Origin of the sequence: Streptomyces subrutilus (assembly GCF_001746425.1) — a bacterium.
Classification (GTDB): domain Bacteria; phylum Actinomycetota; class Actinomycetes; order Streptomycetales; family Streptomycetaceae; genus Streptomyces; species Streptomyces subrutilus_A.
The window spans coordinates 2,718,070-2,734,634 of the sequence record NZ_MEHK01000001.1 but is presented as its reverse complement, the minus strand read 5'-3'; the positions used below and the strand labels follow the sequence as shown (position 1 = coordinate 2,734,634).

Annotated in this window: 12 protein-coding genes; 4 read left to right on the top strand and 8 right to left on the bottom strand. The window is 71.1% G+C overall.

The features are described from left to right. Window positions 1–33 precede the first annotated feature (33 nt). Together BGK67_RS13340 and BGK67_RS13335 are read right to left on the bottom strand one after the other, a co-directional pair. Window positions 34–3,357: a S8 family serine peptidase gene (locus tag BGK67_RS13340; protein WP_069923831.1), complete on the bottom strand. Its 3,324-nt coding sequence runs from the start codon at window positions 3,355–3,357 to the stop codon at window positions 34–36. Window positions 3,358–3,629: 272 nt separating this feature from the next. Next, the gene (locus tag BGK67_RS13335) at window positions 3,630–4,190 is read right to left on the bottom strand and encodes a CGNR zinc finger domain-containing protein (RefSeq protein WP_069920297.1); all 561 of its coding nucleotides are present in this window, start codon (window positions 4,188–4,190) and stop codon (window positions 3,630–3,632) included. Window positions 4,191–4,318: 128 nt separating this feature from the next. Between BGK67_RS13335 and BGK67_RS13330 the strand changes: the two genes are divergently transcribed. Both BGK67_RS13330 and BGK67_RS13325 read left to right on the top strand, forming a co-directional pair. Next, window positions 4,319–4,780, top strand: coding sequence for a VOC family protein (locus tag BGK67_RS13330; RefSeq protein ID WP_069920296.1), 462 nt, complete (start codon window positions 4,319–4,321; stop codon window positions 4,778–4,780). Then, window positions 4,777–5,667, top strand: coding sequence for a pyridoxamine 5'-phosphate oxidase family protein (locus BGK67_RS13325; protein ID WP_069920295.1), 891 nt, complete (start codon window positions 4,777–4,779; stop codon window positions 5,665–5,667). The genes BGK67_RS13330 and BGK67_RS13325 overlap by 4 nt, the downstream gene beginning before the upstream one ends. Here the strand turns inward: BGK67_RS13325 and BGK67_RS13320 are convergent. Continuing rightward, window positions 5,643–6,602 carry a hypothetical protein gene (locus tag BGK67_RS13320; RefSeq protein WP_069920294.1) on the bottom strand — a complete coding sequence of 320 codons (960 nt, stop codon included), beginning with the start codon at window positions 6,600–6,602 and terminating at the stop codon, window positions 5,643–5,645. The genes BGK67_RS13325 and BGK67_RS13320 overlap by 25 nt on opposite strands. Window positions 6,603–6,829: 227 nt before the next feature. Next, on the bottom strand, window positions 6,830–9,388 hold the full coding sequence (pepN, locus tag BGK67_RS13315; protein WP_069920293.1) for an aminopeptidase N: 2,559 nt from the start codon (window positions 9,386–9,388) through the stop codon (window positions 6,830–6,832). A gap of 127 nt (window positions 9,389–9,515) precedes the next feature. Here pepN and BGK67_RS13310 point away from each other — a divergent pair, with 127 nt between their 5' ends. Further along, complete coding sequence (locus tag BGK67_RS13310) at window positions 9,516–10,163, top strand: DsbA family protein (protein ID WP_069920292.1); 648 nt, start codon at window positions 9,516–9,518, stop codon at window positions 10,161–10,163. A 121-nt stretch (window positions 10,164–10,284) separates the two neighbouring features. Here BGK67_RS13310 and BGK67_RS13305 read toward each other — a convergent pair whose 3' ends face one another. From BGK67_RS13305 to BGK67_RS13295, 3 genes are all read right to left on the bottom strand, one after another. Continuing rightward, window positions 10,285–10,941 carry a superoxide dismutase gene (locus tag BGK67_RS13305; protein ID WP_069920291.1) on the bottom strand — a complete coding sequence of 219 codons (657 nt, stop codon included), beginning with the start codon at window positions 10,939–10,941 and terminating at the stop codon, window positions 10,285–10,287. A 171-nt stretch (window positions 10,942–11,112) separates the two neighbouring features. Continuing rightward, a complete protein-coding gene (locus tag BGK67_RS13300; RefSeq protein ID WP_069920290.1) occupies window positions 11,113–12,522 on the bottom strand; it encodes an amino acid permease in 1,410 nt (469 codons plus the stop codon). A 175-nt stretch (window positions 12,523–12,697) separates the two neighbouring features. Then, entirely contained in the window at window positions 12,698–14,095 is a 1,398-nt protein-coding gene (locus BGK67_RS13295) for an amino acid permease (RefSeq protein ID WP_069920289.1), read from the bottom strand. Between the two features lie 285 nt (window positions 14,096–14,380). Here BGK67_RS13295 and BGK67_RS13290 point away from each other — a divergent pair, with 285 nt between their 5' ends. After that, window positions 14,381–14,965 (top strand): biotin transporter BioY, encoded by a 585-nt coding sequence (locus tag BGK67_RS13290; protein WP_069920288.1) that lies wholly within the window; start codon window positions 14,381–14,383, stop codon window positions 14,963–14,965. A 104-nt stretch (window positions 14,966–15,069) separates the two neighbouring features. Here BGK67_RS13290 and BGK67_RS13285 read toward each other — a convergent pair whose 3' ends face one another. Continuing rightward, window positions 15,070–16,506 (bottom strand): amino acid permease, encoded by a 1,437-nt coding sequence (locus tag BGK67_RS13285; protein WP_069920287.1) that lies wholly within the window; start codon window positions 16,504–16,506, stop codon window positions 15,070–15,072. Between the last annotated feature and the right edge of the window lie 59 nt (window positions 16,507–16,565).

The following is a 16,565-nucleotide window of genomic DNA, read 5'->3' as shown; positions in this document are numbered from 1 at the left end:
CGCTGCCCCTCCGGTCTTCGCGTTCCTACCGGGTTACGGCAGGACCTTCTCGATCTGCACGCTGCCGGTGCCGGCGGCGGTGCCGCGGGCGTTCAGCAGCCGGACCTGGCCGAAGAACTGCCGGCCCTCGGGGGCGGCCGCGTTGACCAGGACGTTCGCCGAGACCGCCGCGGAGGCGCCGTTGGCGAGGTTCACCGCGGTGGTCTCGTCGACCTGGACGGAGCCCAGGGCGGCCGAGAAGTACACGTCGCGGTAGTCGTACGTGGTGGAGCCGGACGGGACCGCGTAGCCGAACACCTCGATGGTGTAGGTGCCCGCGCCCGGGTTCACCAGGCTCACGCTCTCCTCGGAGTCGCCGTCGGCGGAGGAGCCGACCTTGACGCCGTCCTTGTACACGTCGAGGTCGAGGTCGGCGCCGGTGTCGGACACCTTGCCGATCGCGATGTCGAGGCGGGAGACGCCCTCGCCGATCGTGACCTCGGTGGTGTGGGTCTCACCGTTCGCGATGGTCGGCTTGGCGACCTTCGCGGAGCCGAGCGGGCCGCCCTGGAGCTTGCCGCCGGAAATGGCCGCGGCGTCGTTCTTCACGGACCACTGGACCGGGGCCGGGGTGCCCTGCTTCACCTCGGGCAGGACCTTGACCGCGGGGTCGAAGGCCGCGCCGAGCACGGAGACGTCCAGCTTGAACGGGTTGTCGAGGAGCGGCGACGTACGGCGCGACTCGACCTCGATCTCCCAGACGCCCGGCTGCGGGTCGGCGTACGAGCGCAGGTCGGGGCGGCAGGTGTTCGCCGGGTTGTCGTAGTTCGGGTAGCACTGGGTGGTCGCGCTGTCCTCGACGCCCACGCCGTACGGGTGGATCGAGATGAAGCGCGTCTGGCTGCCCGCCGCGAGACCGCCGAGGGCGACCTCGAGGGTCTTGGCGCCCGCCGGGACGGTCACGAAGTACGACTTGTGGCTGTTGCGCTGCACGGAGGAGGTGTCCGACAGCGTGAAGGACGGCTTCGCCAGCGGAGCGGCGGCGACGACCGTGGCCAGGATCTGCTTGTCGATGCCCTCGGTGGTCTCGTCGTCCAGCTGCAGGATGCCGCTGTGGACGCCGGCCGACTTGGCGTTGGCCTCGACCTTGATGGTGACGGGCTTGTTCAGCGGCAGGGTGACGTAGTCGTAGCCGCCGATGACCTTGAAGGTGCCGTCGTTGTTGCGCCAGCTCAGGTTGTGCCGGGTGCCGTACTTGACGCCCGTGGTGCGGGTGACGACGACGTTGTAGACCTTCTTCTGGCCGACCTTGAGACCGCCCTCGCGGTCGTACAGGCCGGTGCCGAAGCCCGGGGTCTTCAGGAACTGGTCGATCGCGGTGTCGACCGGGGCCTTGACGGTGAACTCGTTGGCCTTCGCGTCGCCCTGGATGGACTCCCACGCGCCGACGACGTCGATCAGACCGGAGCCCTGGGCGTGCGCCGGGACGTCGTCGATCTTCTTCGCGGTGCTGGTGAGCGCCACGCGCAGGCCGGCCGGGGTCAGCTTGATGTTGTGCTGCTTGGCGGCCGAGATCAGCAGGGCGCTGGCGCCCGCCGCCTGCGGCGAGGACATCGAGGTGCCCTGGAGCATGCCGTAACCGGCCGGGAGCGCGTAGCCGGCCTCCTTGACCGGGGCGCCGGGCAGCCAGGTCTGGATGGTGTTGATGGCCGCGCCGGGGGCGGTGATGGTCGGCGTGAACCCGCCGTCCTCACGCGGACCGCGCGAGGAGAAGGGGAACATGTTGTACTTCTTCGCCACGCCGGAGCCGTAGTTGGCGGCCCAGGTCTCCTTGGAGACCGCGGCACCCACGGAGACGACCTTGTCCGCGAGGCTGGGGTCGCCGATGGTGTTGACGCCGGGGCCCTCGTTGCCCGCCGAGATGACGAGCTGGACACCGTAGGTGTCGATGAGGTTCTTGTAGAGCTCGGACCGCGCGTTGTTGCCGTCGTTCAGCGCCGGGAGGCCGCCGATCGACATGTTGACGATGTCGACGCCGCGGTTCACGACGAGGTCGATCATGCCCTCGGTCAGCGCGATGTTGGTGCAGCCGCCGGACCAGGAGCAGGCGCGCGAGGAGACGAGCTTGGCGCCGGGCGCCTCGCCGTTCATCTTGCCGCCGAAGAGGCTGTTGGCGGCGGTGATGCCGGCGACGTGCGTGCCGTGCTCGGACTCGATGATGCCGATGTTGACGAAGTCGGCCTTCTTGCCGACCCAGTCACCACCCAGCGGGTCCATCGGGACGTCCTTGCGGATCTCGATCACGAACGGGATGCGCTCGGCGACCTCGGTCGCCGGGTTGTCCGTGCCGAAGTAGCCGATCTGGTAGCCGTCCTTGTACGGCTTCATCGGCTCGTTGTTCGTGAAGTCGCTGTCCTGGTCGGTGTCGACGCGGACGGTGCCGGAGGCGACGTCGTAGAGCATGCCGAACCGGTCGGTGGTGTCCCCGTCCCGGTTGACGTCGCCCTTCATGTCGCCGTTGGCGGTGATCGACTCGCTGAACCGGCTCCACTGGAAGGTGCCCTCGGGGGCCTTCCAGCTCGCCCCGCCGGCGGTGAAGCCGCCGCCCGCGGTGGTGACCGGGGTGATCTGCGCGCGCCAGGTGCCGTCACCGTCGGCGATCGGGTCGGTCGCCGTGACCCAGTCGACGATCTTGCGCTCGCCGGTGGTGGTCTTCTGCAGGGCCGGGTGGCCGAGGTCGACGCCCGAGTCCATGATGCCGATGGTCACGCCACGGCCGTCGGCCTGCGGGTTCTTCTCGACGAAGTCGACCGCGCCGGTCTCGAAGGACGGGTTGTACGGGTTCTTCGCCGGGGTGTTCTCGTCCGGCGCCGCGTAGGTCTCGGCCGCGGTCTTCCTGCCCGCGTCCGAGGCGCTGTGGGCGTCGGGCCGCGGGTCCGGCAGCTGGATCTCGTGCCGCAGGTCGATGCCGTGCACCGAGGACAGCTTGGCGGCCGCCTTCAGCGCGGCCTCCGCCTTGGCGGTGGGCAGGGTGGCACGGACGTAGCCGAGCTTGTCGTACGTCTGGCCCACCGAGGCGCCCTGGACGGCGTCGAGCTGGTCGGCCACCTGCTTGGTCTGGCCGGGGGCGGTCGCGACCATCACGGTGACGGTCGCGTCGCCCTTGGACTTGGCCGCCTGGAGCAGCTCGGCGTCGGCCGAACCGAGCTTCTGGTCAGCGGACTTCACGGCCGCCGTGGCGCCCGGGGTGTCCGTGCCGGTGGCCGCGAAGACGGGCGCGGAGCCGGTGGCCGCGAGGGCGGCCACCAGGCCGGCCGCGGCCGCGACGCGCACGGCGCGTCTGGCCCCGGGTATGGAGCTGGGGGATTCGAGGGTCATCTGCATCCCTGGTCAGTGGAAGAAATGGTCCGGATTTCGGTGCCGGATGACCGGTCAGCTTTGCGCAAGAGCAAGGTCTTTGGGGAGAGTTGTCATTGACCGAGACCTGCCATGGCGGACTCTCGCCACCGCGGAGCATGCGCCAGCGGGGCCGTACCGGGGCAGACCGGGACGACCCAACGGGCTGGAGAGTAGATTTGTAGACTTTCCGATGGTGCGTCAGGGGCGGTGCAGCGCCCCGCGCCGGATCGGGTGTGACAATTCTTGAGCTTTCAGCGCTCGCGCGTGCGCGCGTAATGGCGAGAGGCTTTCGCCCGGTTTCCGCAGGCGGCCATCGAGCACCAGCGCCGGGTGCCGTTGCGCGAGACGTCGTGGAAGTGCAGCACGCAGCTCTCGGAGGCGCACTTGCGGATCCGGCCGGGGGCGGAGTCCAGCAGTTCCAGGTAGTTCCGGGCGGCCGTCCAGGCCGGACCCCAGGTCGGATCGTCGAACTCGGCCCGCTCGCCCGGGCCTTCGGCGGTCAGGGTGGGCCGGATCCGGCCGTGCTCCAGCACCGCGTCGACCAGGGCCCGGGCGCTCCCGTCGGCCGGGTCGGCGACCGCGCGGGCCAGGGCCTCGCGGGCGGTCAGCAGGTGGACGAGGGTCGGGGCGTCGGCCCGGAAGCGGCCGTCCAGGCCGGTGCTCTCCAGCCAGACGGCGAGCCCTTCGACCCGGGACAGCCCGGCGGCTCCCGCGAAGAGGTCGAGCGGACCGCCCTCGCCGGCCCATCGGGTGTTCAGCAGGTCGAGGGCGACCGGCTCCCCGGTCAGGGGTCGTGGGTCCGCCGCCGTCATGTCCCCACACCTTCCCGCCGCCCCGCCGCTAACCCCTCAAGAGTACGTGACCGGTTGACGCTTCCATCTCTAACCCTTAATCTCCTGTTAGAAGGTTAGAGAAGAAATCCTCTGGGGAAGGTACTTCCATGACGAGCGCCATCAGCGGGCTCCGCACCGGCCACGTGGGTCTGAACGTCACCGATCTCGACCGGTCGCTCGCCTTCTACCGGGACGCCCTCGGCTTCCAGGTCCTGGGCGAGCGCAAGGAGGAGGAGCGCCGCTTCGCCTTCCTCGGCCAGGACGGTGAGCTCGTCCTCACCCTGTGGCAGCAGGCCGAGGGCGCCTTCGCCCCGGGATCGGCCGGGCTGCACCACCTCGCGCTCTCGGCCACGACCATCGAGGACGTGCGGGCCTTCGAGCAGCGGCTGCGCTCGCTCGGCGTGGAGTTCGCCTACGAGGGCGTCGTCGCCCACGGCGAGGGGGCCGCCTCCGGCGGCATCTTCTTCCACGACCCCGACGGCACCCGCCTGGAGATCTCCGTACCCGTCGGCGCAGAAGACGAGCCCGCCCCGGTCGCGGGGGCTCCGACCTGCGGATTCTTCTCATGAGCAGCGGCGCCTACCACTGGGGCGCGCTGGCCGTGCAGGAGCGGGTCGGCGTACGGGAGGCGGCCGAGCACGTCGGCCGCTCGATCGGCACCGGCATCCGGGAGGTCGCCGCGGCGTTCCTCGGCCTCCAGCCCCACCTGGTCGTCGGCGCCGCCGACGGCGCGGGCCGGATGTGGGCCTCGCTGCTCACGGGGGCGCCCGGTTTCGTACGGGCCACCGGGCCGGACCGGATCACGGTCGCCGGCGGACCACCGGAGGGCGACCCGCTCGCGCGGGCGCTGGCCACCGGGGGCACCCGGGTCGGCACCATCGCGCTCGATCCGCGCACCCGGCGCCGGATGCGGCTGAACGGAACCCTGGAGGTGACCGGACGCGGCTTCGCCGTGCACGCCGAACAGGTCTTCTCCAACTGCCCGAAGTACCTGCAGAAGCGGCAGCCGCTGGACCTCGCCGCCGCAGGAGCCGGTGTCGTGCGGCGCGGGGACGCGCTCACCCCCGACCAGGAGCGGGCCGTCCGCGCCGCCGACACCTTCTTCGTCGCCACCACGGCGGAGGCGGACGGGGTGGACGCCAGCCACCGGGGCGGGCTGCCGGGCTTCGTGGAGGTGTCCTCGCCGGGGGAGCTGAGCTGGCCGGACTACGCGGGCAACGGCATGTTCCTCACCCTGGGGAACCTGACGGCCGATCCGCGGGCCGGGCTGCTCTTCCCGGACTGGGAGAGCGGGGCGCTGCTCCAGCTCAGCGGCCGGGCGCACACCCGGTTCGGGGCCGACGGGGAGCGGCGCGTCCGCTTCCGCGTGGAGTCGGTGGTGGAGAGTGCGCATCCGGGGCGGCTGCGGTGGAGCGCCCCGGAGTACTCGCCTCACCTGGGGAGCACCACCAGGTAGGAGGCGGGTTCGCGGTCGGCGGACGCCGCCAGGGCGGTCCGGACGACCGCGGCCTGCTGCTCGGGCCAGTCGCGGAGCTTGCGCGGGGTGATGTGGATGACGGTCACCCCGAGCCGCTCCAGGGTCTCCCGTTTGCGGACGCACTCGGACCACTGCTCGTCCTCGCCCTGGCGCGGGGCGCGGGTGTCGATCTCCACGGCGAGGGAGTGCTCGGGCCAGTACGCGTCGACCCCGCCGAGGTGCGGGCCGCCCGGCAGTCGCAGGTCCACGTTCCAGACGGGCTCGGGGAGGTCGTAGCCCCGTACGAGCTGGTAGAGCCGCTCCTCGGCGATGGCGCGGCCCTCCGCGAGCAGCGATTCGACGGCGTCGACCACGTGCGGGCGGTTCAGCAGCCGGGCCACCGTCAGCTCCCGCACCACGGCGGCCGGTTCGCAGTGCCCGCCGCGGACGGCTTCGCTGAGCAGGCGGCGTACGGTGGCGGCGTCGTCGAGCTGGGCGACGGCGTCGGCGACGGCCCGCGCGACGGGGGCCACGGGCAGGCCGGTCACCTCCTGGGGGCGCGGCGGGGTGTGCGAGCGCACGATCCGCACGTCGCCGGTGGAGCGCAGCCGCCGGGTGCCGGGCACGAGCACGTCGATGTGGGAGAGGCCGAGCAGCGCGGGCGCGGAGCCGAACCGGTGCAGGGCCAGCGCCGCCAGCCCGGTGATCATGGCCTCGCCGCCGCGGCGGCCCGCGTACAGCAGCGCGGCGTGCAGCCGCTCCTCGCTGGTCGCGGGTCCCGCGTGCAGCAGGAACACCCCGGGCAGGATCTGCCGCCAGGGCCGCTCGGCGGCGGCGGAGGCGGTGACGCCGTGCTCGCGGAGCTGGGCCAGGGTCAGCACGCGGGGGCGGCTGCCGGTGAGGTGGGCGAGGGGGAGGGGCGCGTTGTGGTTCATGACGCGGTGATTCCCTCAGGCCATGGCCTTGCTAACCCCTGTTACATGCCCGTCGGCAAATCGGGACAAGCCGGGGCTAAAGTACGGACGTTCGACCGCCGATAGGCTGCGCCGCACACCAGGCCCCCCGAGCCGGGGCTGCGGCACCGGGGCTCCGCCCCCGAACCCTCCCCCAGACTCCGTCCGGGGAGGGTTCGGGGGCGGAGCCCCTGACCGCGGAGCCTTGGCTAGTTGTCCGAGGCCTCGTCGCGGCGCTGCGCGCGCCACGCCCTGGCCAGGTCGTCCCGGGACTCGATCACCAGGCGGCGGAGCGCCGGGGCCGCGTCCGGGTGGCCGGACAGCCAGGCGTCCGTGGCGGCCAGGGTCGGCTCGGGGTCGGACAGCGCCGGGTACAGCCCCTTCACCACGTCCATGCCGATCTGGATCGACCGGTCCGCCCACACCCGCTCGATCACCTCGAAGTACGGCTCCGCGTAGGCCGCCAGCAGCGCCCGCTGCGAAGGCTGCTGCATACCGGCGATCGTCGCCTCCACCAGCGCGTTCGACAGCGCGTCCGACTCGACCACCGCCGCCCACGCCTGGTCCTTCACCGCCGCGGACGGCCGCGCCGCCAGGCACCGCACCTGGTGCCGCTTGCCCGACGCCGTGTCGTCCCGCGCCAGTTCGGCGGTCAGCGCGCCCTCGTCCACCGCCCCGTGCGCGGCCAGCGGCAGCAGCAGGTCCCAGCGCAGCTCCTGGTCCACCTCCAGCCCGTCGATCCGCGCGGACCCCTCCAGCAGCCCCAGCAGCAGCTGGAAGTCGCCCTCGGTCGCCGCGCTCGCCGCGAAGAACCGGGCCCACGTCAACTGGTGCTCCGAGCCCGGATCCGCCAGCCGCAGCTCGTGCAGCGCGCCCGCCGCCAGCTCCCGGCCGACCTGCTCGCGCCGGCCCGGCGCCGTGTAGTGGGTGATCGCGGTCAGCGCCTGCGCGTGCAGCATCTGCAGCACGCCGACGTCCGTCTCCCGTCCCGCGTGCGCCAGGACCAGCGAGATGAAGTCCCGCGCGGGCATCAGCCCGTCCCGCGTCAGGTTCCACAGCGCCGACCAGCTCAGCGCCCGCGCCAGCGGGTCCGTCAGGTCGCCCAGGTGCGCCCGCAGCGTGGCCAGCGAGCCCTCGTCGAAGCGGACCTTGCAGTAGGTCAGGTCCTCGTCGTTGACCAGCACCAGGTCCGGCCGCTCCCGGCCCGCCAGCTCCTCGACCACGGTCCGCGCGCCCGACACGTCCGTCCCGGCCCGCGCGTAGCGGACCAGCGTGCCGTCGGGCTCCAGCCGGTACAGGCCGACCGCGACCCGGTGCGGCCGCAGCTCGTCGCCCTCCTGCAGCACCGCGAGCTCAGTCAGGCGCCCGCCGGCGTCGCAGGTCACCATCGGAGTCAGCACGTTGACCCCGGCCGTCTGCAGCCAGGCCCGCGACCATTCGGCCATGTCCCGCCCGGAGACCTCCGCGAGCACCGACAGCAGGTCGTCCAAGGTGGTGTTCCCGTACGCGTTCGCCTTGAAGTAGCGCCGGGCGCCCTCCAGGAACGCCTCCCGGCCCACGTACGCGACCAGCTGCTTGAGGACCGCGGCGCCCTTGGCGTAGGTGATGCCGTCGAAGTTCAGCTTCGCGTCCTCCAGGTCACGGATGTCGGCCGTGATCGGGTGGGTGGACGGCAGCTGGTCGGCGCGGTAGGCCCACGCCTTGCGGCTGTTGGCGAAGGTGACCCAGGCCTGGTCGAAGCGGGTGGCCTCGACCAGCCCGAAGGAGCCCATGAAGTCCGCGAAGGACTCCTTCAGCCACAGGTCGTCCCACCACTTCATGGTGACGAGGTCGCCGAACCACATGTGCGCCATCTCGTGCAGGATGACGTTGGCGCGCCGCTCGTACGAGGCCTGCGTGACCTTGCCGCGGAAGATGTACTCCTCGCGGAAGGTCACCATCCCCGGGTTCTCCATGGCGCCCAGGTTGTACTCCGGCACGAAGGCCTGGTCGTACTTCCCGAAGGGGTACGGGTAGTCGAAGATCTCGTGGAAGAGGTCGAATCCCTGCTTGGTGACCAGGAAGACGTCGTCCGCGTCGAAGTGCTTGGCGAGCCCCTTGCGGCACATCGCGCCGAGCGGGATCGTCAGGTCCCCGCGGGTGTAGGAGTCCGTCACGTAGTGGTAGGGGCCCGCCACCACGCAGGTGATGTACGTGGAGATCGGCGCGGTCTCGGCGAACCGCCAGACCCCCGCCTCCCGCGACTCCTCCGCGCCGTTGCTCCACACCTGCCAGCCCTCGGGCGCGGACACCTCGAAGCGGTAGGGCGCCTTCAGGTCGGGCTGCTCGAAGTTCGCGTACACCCGCCGCGCGTCCGCCGGCTCGTACTGGGTGTAGAGGTAGACCTCGCCGTCCTCCGGGTCCACGAAGCGGTGCAGGCCCTCGCCCGTCCGGCTGTACGCGCAGTTCGCGTCCACCACGAGCACGTTCTCGGCGGCCAGGCCGTCCAGGGCGATCCGCACCCCGTCGAACACGGCGGCCACGTCCAGCGCGCGCCCGTTGAGGGTCACGGAGTTCACGGAGGGGGCGATCAGGTCCGCGAAGGTGGCGGCGCCGGGGACCGCGGCCCGGAAGCGGATCGTGGTCACCGAGCGGAAGGTCCGGGGGCCCTCGGCCGGTTCGGCCTCGTCCACCGCGGACCTCACGTCGAGGACCACCTCGTACCCGTCGACGGACAGCAGTTCGGCCCTTGTCCGGGCCTCGTCGCGGGACAGATTCTCTCCGGGCACGTGCACTCCTTCGTGCGTGGTCGGGTTCCTTCGATCGAATCCTCCCATGGGGGGAATGCGTGCGAACGCGCGCTGGTTGGGGTGGGGGACACCACGAACGACGCCGTGAGCGATGTGAGGGAGAGACATGTCCGACACCCAGGTGCGCGGGAAGACCCCGGTCGATTTCTGGTTCGACCCGCTGTGCCCCTGGGCCTGGATGACGTCCCGGTGGATGCTCGAGGTCGAGAAGGTCCGCGACGTCGAGGTCCGCTGGCACGTGATGAGCCTGGCCGTCCTGAACGAGAACAAGCTCGACGAACTGCCCGAGCGCTACCGCGAGCTGCTCGGTCCCAAGGGCTGGGCGCCGGTGCGCGTGGTCGTGGCGGCCCAGCAGAAGTTCGGTGACGAGGTCACCGGCAAGCTCTACACCGAGCTCGGCACCCGGATCCACAACGAGGGCAAGGGCGCGACCCGCGAGGTGATCGCCGAGGCGCTGGCGGCGCTCGCGCTGCCGGCCGAGCTGCTCGCGTACGCCGACTCCGACGAGTACGACGAGGTGCTGCGCGCCTCGCACAACGACGGCATCGACCGGGTCGGCCAGGAGGTCGGCACCCCGGTGATCTCGGTGCCCGGCGCCGACGGCGCGGACGTGGCCTTCTTCGGCCCGGTCGTCACCCCGGCCCCGCGCGGCGAGGCCGCGGCCCGCCTGTGGGACGGCACCCTGCTCGTCGCCTCCACCCCCGGCTTCTACGAGATCAAGCGCACCCGCACCGAGGAACCCTCCTTCGAGTAGCCCGCGGCGCCGCCCGCGGAAGACCCCCGTGAGTCACGTCCTCACGGGGGTCTTCTGCTGGACACGCCCGCCGGTGAAGGGTGAGAAGACGATCACGAGGCGGACGGGCTCGGGGGTGCGATCAGCCCTGGGCGGGGATCAGCAGCGGGGTGTTCGCCTTGGCGTCGGCGTAGCGCTTGGAGACGTCCTGCCAGTTGACGACGTTCCACATCGCCTCGATGAAGTCCACCTTCTGGTTCTTGTACTGCAGGTAGAAGGCGTGCTCCCAGGCGTCGAAGACCAGGATCGGGGTGCTGGCCACACCCACGTTGCCCTGGTGGTCGTAGACCTGCTCGACGACGAGGCGGCCGCTGACGGGCTCGTACGCGAGCACGCCCCAGCCGGAGCCCTGGGTGGCGGAGGAGGCGAAGGTCAGCTGCTTCTTGAACTTCGCGAAGGAGCCGAAGGACTCGGTGATCGCGTCGGCCAGGTCGCCCAGGCCGTCGGCGGCGGTGGGCTCGCCGCCGCCCTCGCCGGTCTTCGGGCTGGCCATGTTGTGCCAGTAGATGCTGTGCAGGATGTGGCCGGAGAGGTGGAACGCCAGGTTCTTCTCAAGGCCGTTGAGGGCGCCCCAGTTCTCCTTGTCGCGCGCCTCCGCCAGCTGCTCCAGCGTGTTGTTGGCGCCCGTCACATAGGCCGCGTGGTGCTTGTCGTGGTGCAGCTCGATGATCTGCGGGTTGATCACCGGCTCCAGCGCCGCGTAATCGTACGGAAGCTCAGGAAGCGTGTAGATGGCCATGCGTGTTATCCGGTCCCCTCAGCGTGCCAACTGCTTATTGCAATCAATGCGCAACTGCACGCTAGCAGTATCTATTCCCGGTCACACATAAGGGTCGCCTGAGTCGGGGGCGTGCGAAGAAGGCGGGCCCCGTGCTCGCGCACGGGGCCCGCCTCGGTCGTCTCCGGTCCGTCAGGCGCGGGCGGCGGCCCGCCTCTGGAGGACCCGTCCGGTCGCCGCGAGGGCGAGGGTCAGTCCGCCGGTGAAGATCACCTGGACCCGGGTGTCCTCGCCCAGGGCCATCAGCGCCAGCACCCCGGCCACGCCCGCCAGCGCCACCCACGTGAGGTACGGGAACCCCCACATCCGCACGACCAGCTTCTGCGGATCCTCCCGCTCCAGCCGGCGGCGCAGCACGAACTGCGAGACGGCGATGAAGCCCCAGACGATCAGGATGACCCCGCCGACCATGTTCAGCAGCCAGGCGAACAGGGTGTCCGGGTACCAGTACGACAGCAGCACGGTGACGAAGCCGAAGCCGGAGGAGGCGAGCACCGCGCGGCGCGGCACGCGGCCGGTGACCTTGCCCAGCGCCTTGGGGCCCTGGCCGCGGGCGACGAGGGAGTAGGCCATGCGCGAGGAGCCGTAGATGTTGGCGTTCATCGCGGACAGCAGGGCGATCAGGATGACCACGTTCATGATCTGGCCGGCGGCCGGGATGCCCAGGTGGTCCAGGGTGGCGGCGTACGGGCCGTCCGCGGTGACCGCCGGGTCGTTCCACGGCAGCAGGGTGACGATCACCAGCATGGAGCCGACGTAGACGACCGCGATCCGCCACATGGTCGTCTTGACCGCCGTGGCCACGCCCTTGACCGGGTTCTCGGACTCGGCGGCCGCGATGGTCACCGTCTCCAGCCCGCCGTACGCGACGACCGAGGCCAGCAGGCCGACCAGCAGGCCCTCCACCCCGTTGGGCAGGAACCCGCCGTCGTGCAGCAGGTTGGCGGTGCCGGGGGAGCCGGTGCCGGGCAGGACGCCGAGGACGGCCAGCACGCCCAGGCCCAGGAAGAGCGCGATGGCGCCGATCTTGAGGGCGGCGAACCAGAACTCGAACTCGCCGAAGTGCGAGACGGCGGCCAGGTTGGACCCGCAGAAGACCGCCATGAAGACCAGCACCCACATCCAGGACGGGGTGCCCGGGAACCAGCCGGTCATGATGTGCGCCGCGCCGATGGCCTCGATGGCCACGCCCACGCACAGCAGCGTCCAGAACATCCAGCCGGCGGTGAAGCCGGCCCAGGGGCCGATGGCCCGCTCGGCGTGGACGGAGAAGGAGCCGGAGGCGGGGTTGGCGGCGGACATCTCGCCGAGCATCCGCATCACGAACATCACCAGGATCCCGGACGCGGCGTACGCGAGCACGATCGAGGGGCCCGCGGCGGCGATGCCCGCGCCGGACCCGACGAAGAGTCCGGCGCCGATGACACCGCCGAGGGCGATCATCGAGAGGTGGCGCTGCTTCAGTCCGTTGCCGAGGGGGGATCCGGCGCCGGTCTGCGGCGGCGCCTGCTGCCCGGGGGGTGTGATGGTGCTCTGGCTCATGGGGGCAGTCTGCCGAACCGTCCGATAGTCGGACGTTGTACGTCCATCATCCGGACACTTGCTTCACGGGACGTGATCGTCCGCCCGCAGAACGCGCAGAACGCCGCAGATCGCCGCAGAACGCCGCAGGGCCCGGGATGTTGCTCCCGGGCCCTGCCGCACACGTCACGAACCGTCAGGGCCGACGGGCCCGGATCTCCCGCACCCACGCCACCACCAGCACCGCCGCGGCCGCCCCGGTGGACCACAGCAGCTGCGGCCGGGCCGAGTCGTCGAACAGCATCAGCACCAGCACCGCCGCCATGCCGAGCAGCGCCGCCCAGGTCGCGTACGGGAACAGCCACATCGGCAGGGTCAGCCGCTCCGGCATGTCCCGCTCGATGATCCGGCGAAGCCTCAGCTGCGAGACCGCGATCAGCGCCCATACGAACAGCAGCACCGCGCCGACCGCGTTGAGCATGTAGAGGAAGATCGTGTCCGGCCACAGCAGGTTCAGCACCACCGAGACGAAACCGAAGGCCACCGAGGCGAAGACCGCGCGCCGCGGCACCCCGCCGCCCGACACCTTCAGCAGCGCCGTCGGCGCCTCGCCGCGCTCGGCCAGCGAGAACACCATGCGCGAGGAGCCGTACAGGTTGGCGTTGAGCGCCGACAGCAGCGCCACGAACACCACGATGTTCATGATCTGGCCGGCCGCCGGAATGCCGATCGAGTCGAGGACCGCGACGTAGGGGCTCTCACCCGGCTTCAGCGAGTCCCACGGCAGCAGGGTCACGATGACCACCATCGAACCGACGTAGAAGAAGAGGATGCGCCACACCGCGCTGCGCACCGCGCGGGACACGGACCGGGCCGGGTCGTCCGACTCGGCGGCCGCGATCGTGACGACCTCCAGGCCGCCGAAGGCGAAGATGACGGCGAGCATGCCGGCGACCACTCCGCCGAAACCCTCGGGGAAGAACCCGCCCTGCCCGGTGAGGTTGGCCATGCCGACGGGCTCCGTGTCGGGGAGCAGGCCGAAGACGGCGAGGGTGCCGAGGATCAGGAACAGCACGATCGCGCCGACCTTCAGGGCGGCGAACCAGAACTCGAACTCGCCGAAGTTCCGCACGGCGGCCAGGTTGCTCACGGTGAAGACCACCATGAAGAGCAGCACCCAGACCCACTGGTCGACCGAGGGAACCCAGCCGTTGGCGATCTTCGCGGCTCCGGTGGCCTCCACGGCGAGCACCACGACCAGCAGGAACCAGTACAGCCAGCCGGCCGAGAAGCCGGCCCAGCGGCCCAGGGCCTTCTCCGCGTAGACCGAGAAGGAGCCGGAGGCGGGCATCGCCGCCGACATCTCGCCGAGCGCGCGCATCACCAGCATCGCGAGGACGCCCGCGAGCAGGTAGGAGCAGATGATCGCCGGGCCGGCGATGCCGATGCCGGCACCGGAGCCGACGAAGAGCCCGGCGCCGATCACGCCGCCGAGGCCCAGCATGGTCAGGTGGCGCTGCTTGAGGCTGTGGCTGAGGGGTTCCGCGGGCAGGTCGCCCGTGATCGGGGGAGCTTCGGGCAAGCGGTCGCGCATGAGGGGTGCTCGTACTCTCGTTCGGCCCAGCGGCGGCAGGGGCTCCGCATCCGGATTGGCGGGACCCTACAGTCTCACTGAGCGGCGGCCTTGTGTGCAAAACGGATGTGTTGTCGGATCTTCCCAGTGACGCGGATCACGCGAACACGGGGGTGGGTGAGGGTCTTTGTGCGGTCTCCACCAAACCGAGGAGTACGCCTTTGTCCCCGGCGGCGGTGGGGGCGCCGCGGACCGCGGACTAACGTCGGTGATCGTCCCGTCACCACCACCTCCCGGAGCCTCCCGATGAGCACCGCTTCCGTCTCCTTCCGGCCCGGCGCCGTCCTCGCCGACCTGCTGCCCGCGAGCCGCGTCCGCGACATCGCGCTCGTCGTCGGCGGGGCCGCGCTCACCGGAGTGGCCGCGCAGATCGCCGTGCCCGTACCCGGCTCCCCGGTCCCCGTGACCGGCCAGACCTTCGCGGCGCTCCTCGTCGGCACCGCCTTCGGCGCCCGCCGCGGCTTCCTCGCGCTGGGGCTGTACGCCCTGCTCGGCGCGGCCGGGATGCCCTGGTTCGCGGGCGGCACCTCCGGCGCGTCCGGGGCTTCCTTCGGCTACGTGCTCGGCATGCTGCTCGCCGCCACCCTCGTCGGCGCCCTCGCGCGCCGCGGCGCCGACCGCTCGGTCCTGCGCACGGCGGGCACGATGGTGCTCGGCTCCGCGGTGATCTACGCGGTGGGCGTGCCGTACCTGATGGGCGCGACCGGGATGTCCCTGAGCGCGGCCGTCGCGGCCGGCCTGACCCCGTTCCTGATCGGCGACGCGCTCAAGGCCGCCCTGGCGATGGGCGCCCTCCCGGCCGCCTGGAAGCTGGCCGGCCGCCGCGGCTGACACCGCCCCGCCCCCGTACGCCGGAGCCCGGCCCGCCTGACGAGGCGGGCCGGGCTCCGGCGTACGTACGGGACGGGATCGGGCGGTCGGCCCTGGACGGCTGCTCAGCCCTGGACGGCGGCCCGCTTGCGGCGGAAGTCCAGCACCACGCCGACGGCCACGACCAGGCCGGCGACCAGGGTGGACAGGCTGACCACCTCGCGGTTCGCGTCGTCCACGAACATGTAGCCGATCACGAACGTGATCAGTGCGGCGGTGGCCCAGGTCAGCCACGGGAAGAGCCACATCTTCACGGTCAGCTTCTCCGGGGCCTCGCGGACCAGGATCCCGCGCATCCGCAGCTGGGTGAAGCAGATCACCAGCCAGACGAAGAGCGCGATGGCGCCCGAGGAGTTCAGCAGGAAGTTGAAGACCGTGTCCTTGAAGGCGTAGTTGAAGTAGACGGCGACGAAGCCGAAGACCGTGGAGCCCAGGATCGCGGCCACCGGCACGCCCTTGGCGTTGACCTTGGCGAACGCCTTGGGGGCGTCGCCGCGCTCACCGAGCGAGAAGGCCATGCGGGAGGCGGTGTAGAGGCCTGAGTTCAGGCAGGACAGCACGGCGGTCAGGACGATGACCTCCATGATCGTGCCGGCGTTCGCGATGCCGATCGAGTCCAGGGCGGCTACGTACGAGCCCTTCTCGGTGATCGACTTGTCGTTCCACGGGAGCAGCGTCAGCACGACGAAGATCGAGCCGAGGTAGAAGACGCCGATCCGCCAGATGACGGAGTTGGTGGCCTGGGTGACCGCCTTGCGGGGGTTCTCCGACTCGCCGGCGGCGAGGGTGACGATCTCGCTGCCCATGAAGGAGAAGACGACCATCAGCACACCGGTGAGGACCGCGCCGTAGCCGTTGGGGAAGAATCCGCCCGCGTCGGTCAGGTGGGCGAAGCCCGCACCCGGGTTGTCGGAGCCCGGCAGCACGCCGAAGACGGCCAGCATGCCGATGACCACGAACGCGCCGATGGCGACGACCTTGATGCCCGCGAACCAGAACTCGAACTCGCCGTACGAGGCGACGGACCCGAGGTTGGTGACGGTCAGCACCGCCATCACGATGAGCGCCCACGCCCACTGCGGGACGGCCGGGATCCAGTTCTCCAGGATGGCGGCACCGGCGGTGGCCTCCACGGCGAGCACGACGACCCAGAAGAACCAGTAGAGCCAGCCGATGGAGAAGCCGGCCCAGCGGCCGAGCGCCCGGTCGGCGTAGGCGGAGAACGAACCCGAGTTCGGGCTGGCCGCGGCCATCTCGCCGAGCATCCGCATCACGAAGACGACCATCGCGCCGACCAGCGCGTAGGAGATCAGGATGGCGGGACCGGCCTTGGCGATGCCGCCGCCGGAGCCGACGAAGAGGCCGGCGCCGATGACGCCGCCAATGGCGATCATGGAAAGGTGGCGGTTCTTGAGACCGGCCTTCAGACCGTCGGAGGGCTGACCCTGACCGGGGTTGCCGGCGGGGTCTCCTGCCTTCTGAAGGGTCGTCGTGGAACTCATGGACGGATCCTTAGGTTCTCGGGTTGCGAGGCCCAGGCATTCAAACCTGAGATGAACGC

Coding starts and splice junctions, on each gene's coding strand:
- BGK67_RS13340 (WP_069923831.1), bottom strand. CDS start 3,357: ATGACCCTCGAATCCCCCAGCTCCATACCCGGGGCCAGACGCGCCGTG.
- BGK67_RS13335 (WP_069920297.1), bottom strand. CDS start 4,190: ATGACGGCGGCGGACCCACGACCCCTGACCGGGGAGCCGGTCGCCCTC.
- BGK67_RS13330 (WP_069920296.1), top strand. CDS start 4,319: ATGACGAGCGCCATCAGCGGGCTCCGCACCGGCCACGTGGGTCTGAAC.
- BGK67_RS13325 (WP_069920295.1), top strand. CDS start 4,777: ATGAGCAGCGGCGCCTACCACTGGGGCGCGCTGGCCGTGCAGGAGCGG.
- BGK67_RS13320 (WP_069920294.1), bottom strand. CDS start 6,602: ATGAACCACAACGCGCCCCTCCCCCTCGCCCACCTCACCGGCAGCCGC.
- BGK67_RS13310 (WP_069920292.1), top strand. CDS start 9,516: ATGTCCGACACCCAGGTGCGCGGGAAGACCCCGGTCGATTTCTGGTTC.
- BGK67_RS13305 (WP_069920291.1), bottom strand. CDS start 10,941: ATGGCCATCTACACGCTTCCTGAGCTTCCGTACGATTACGCGGCGCTG.
- BGK67_RS13300 (WP_069920290.1), bottom strand. CDS start 12,522: ATGAGCCAGAGCACCATCACACCCCCCGGGCAGCAGGCGCCGCCGCAG.
- BGK67_RS13295 (WP_069920289.1), bottom strand. CDS start 14,095: ATGCGCGACCGCTTGCCCGAAGCTCCCCCGATCACGGGCGACCTGCCC.
- BGK67_RS13290 (WP_069920288.1), top strand. CDS start 14,381: ATGAGCACCGCTTCCGTCTCCTTCCGGCCCGGCGCCGTCCTCGCCGAC.
- BGK67_RS13285 (WP_069920287.1), bottom strand. CDS start 16,506: ATGAGTTCCACGACGACCCTTCAGAAGGCAGGAGACCCCGCCGGCAAC.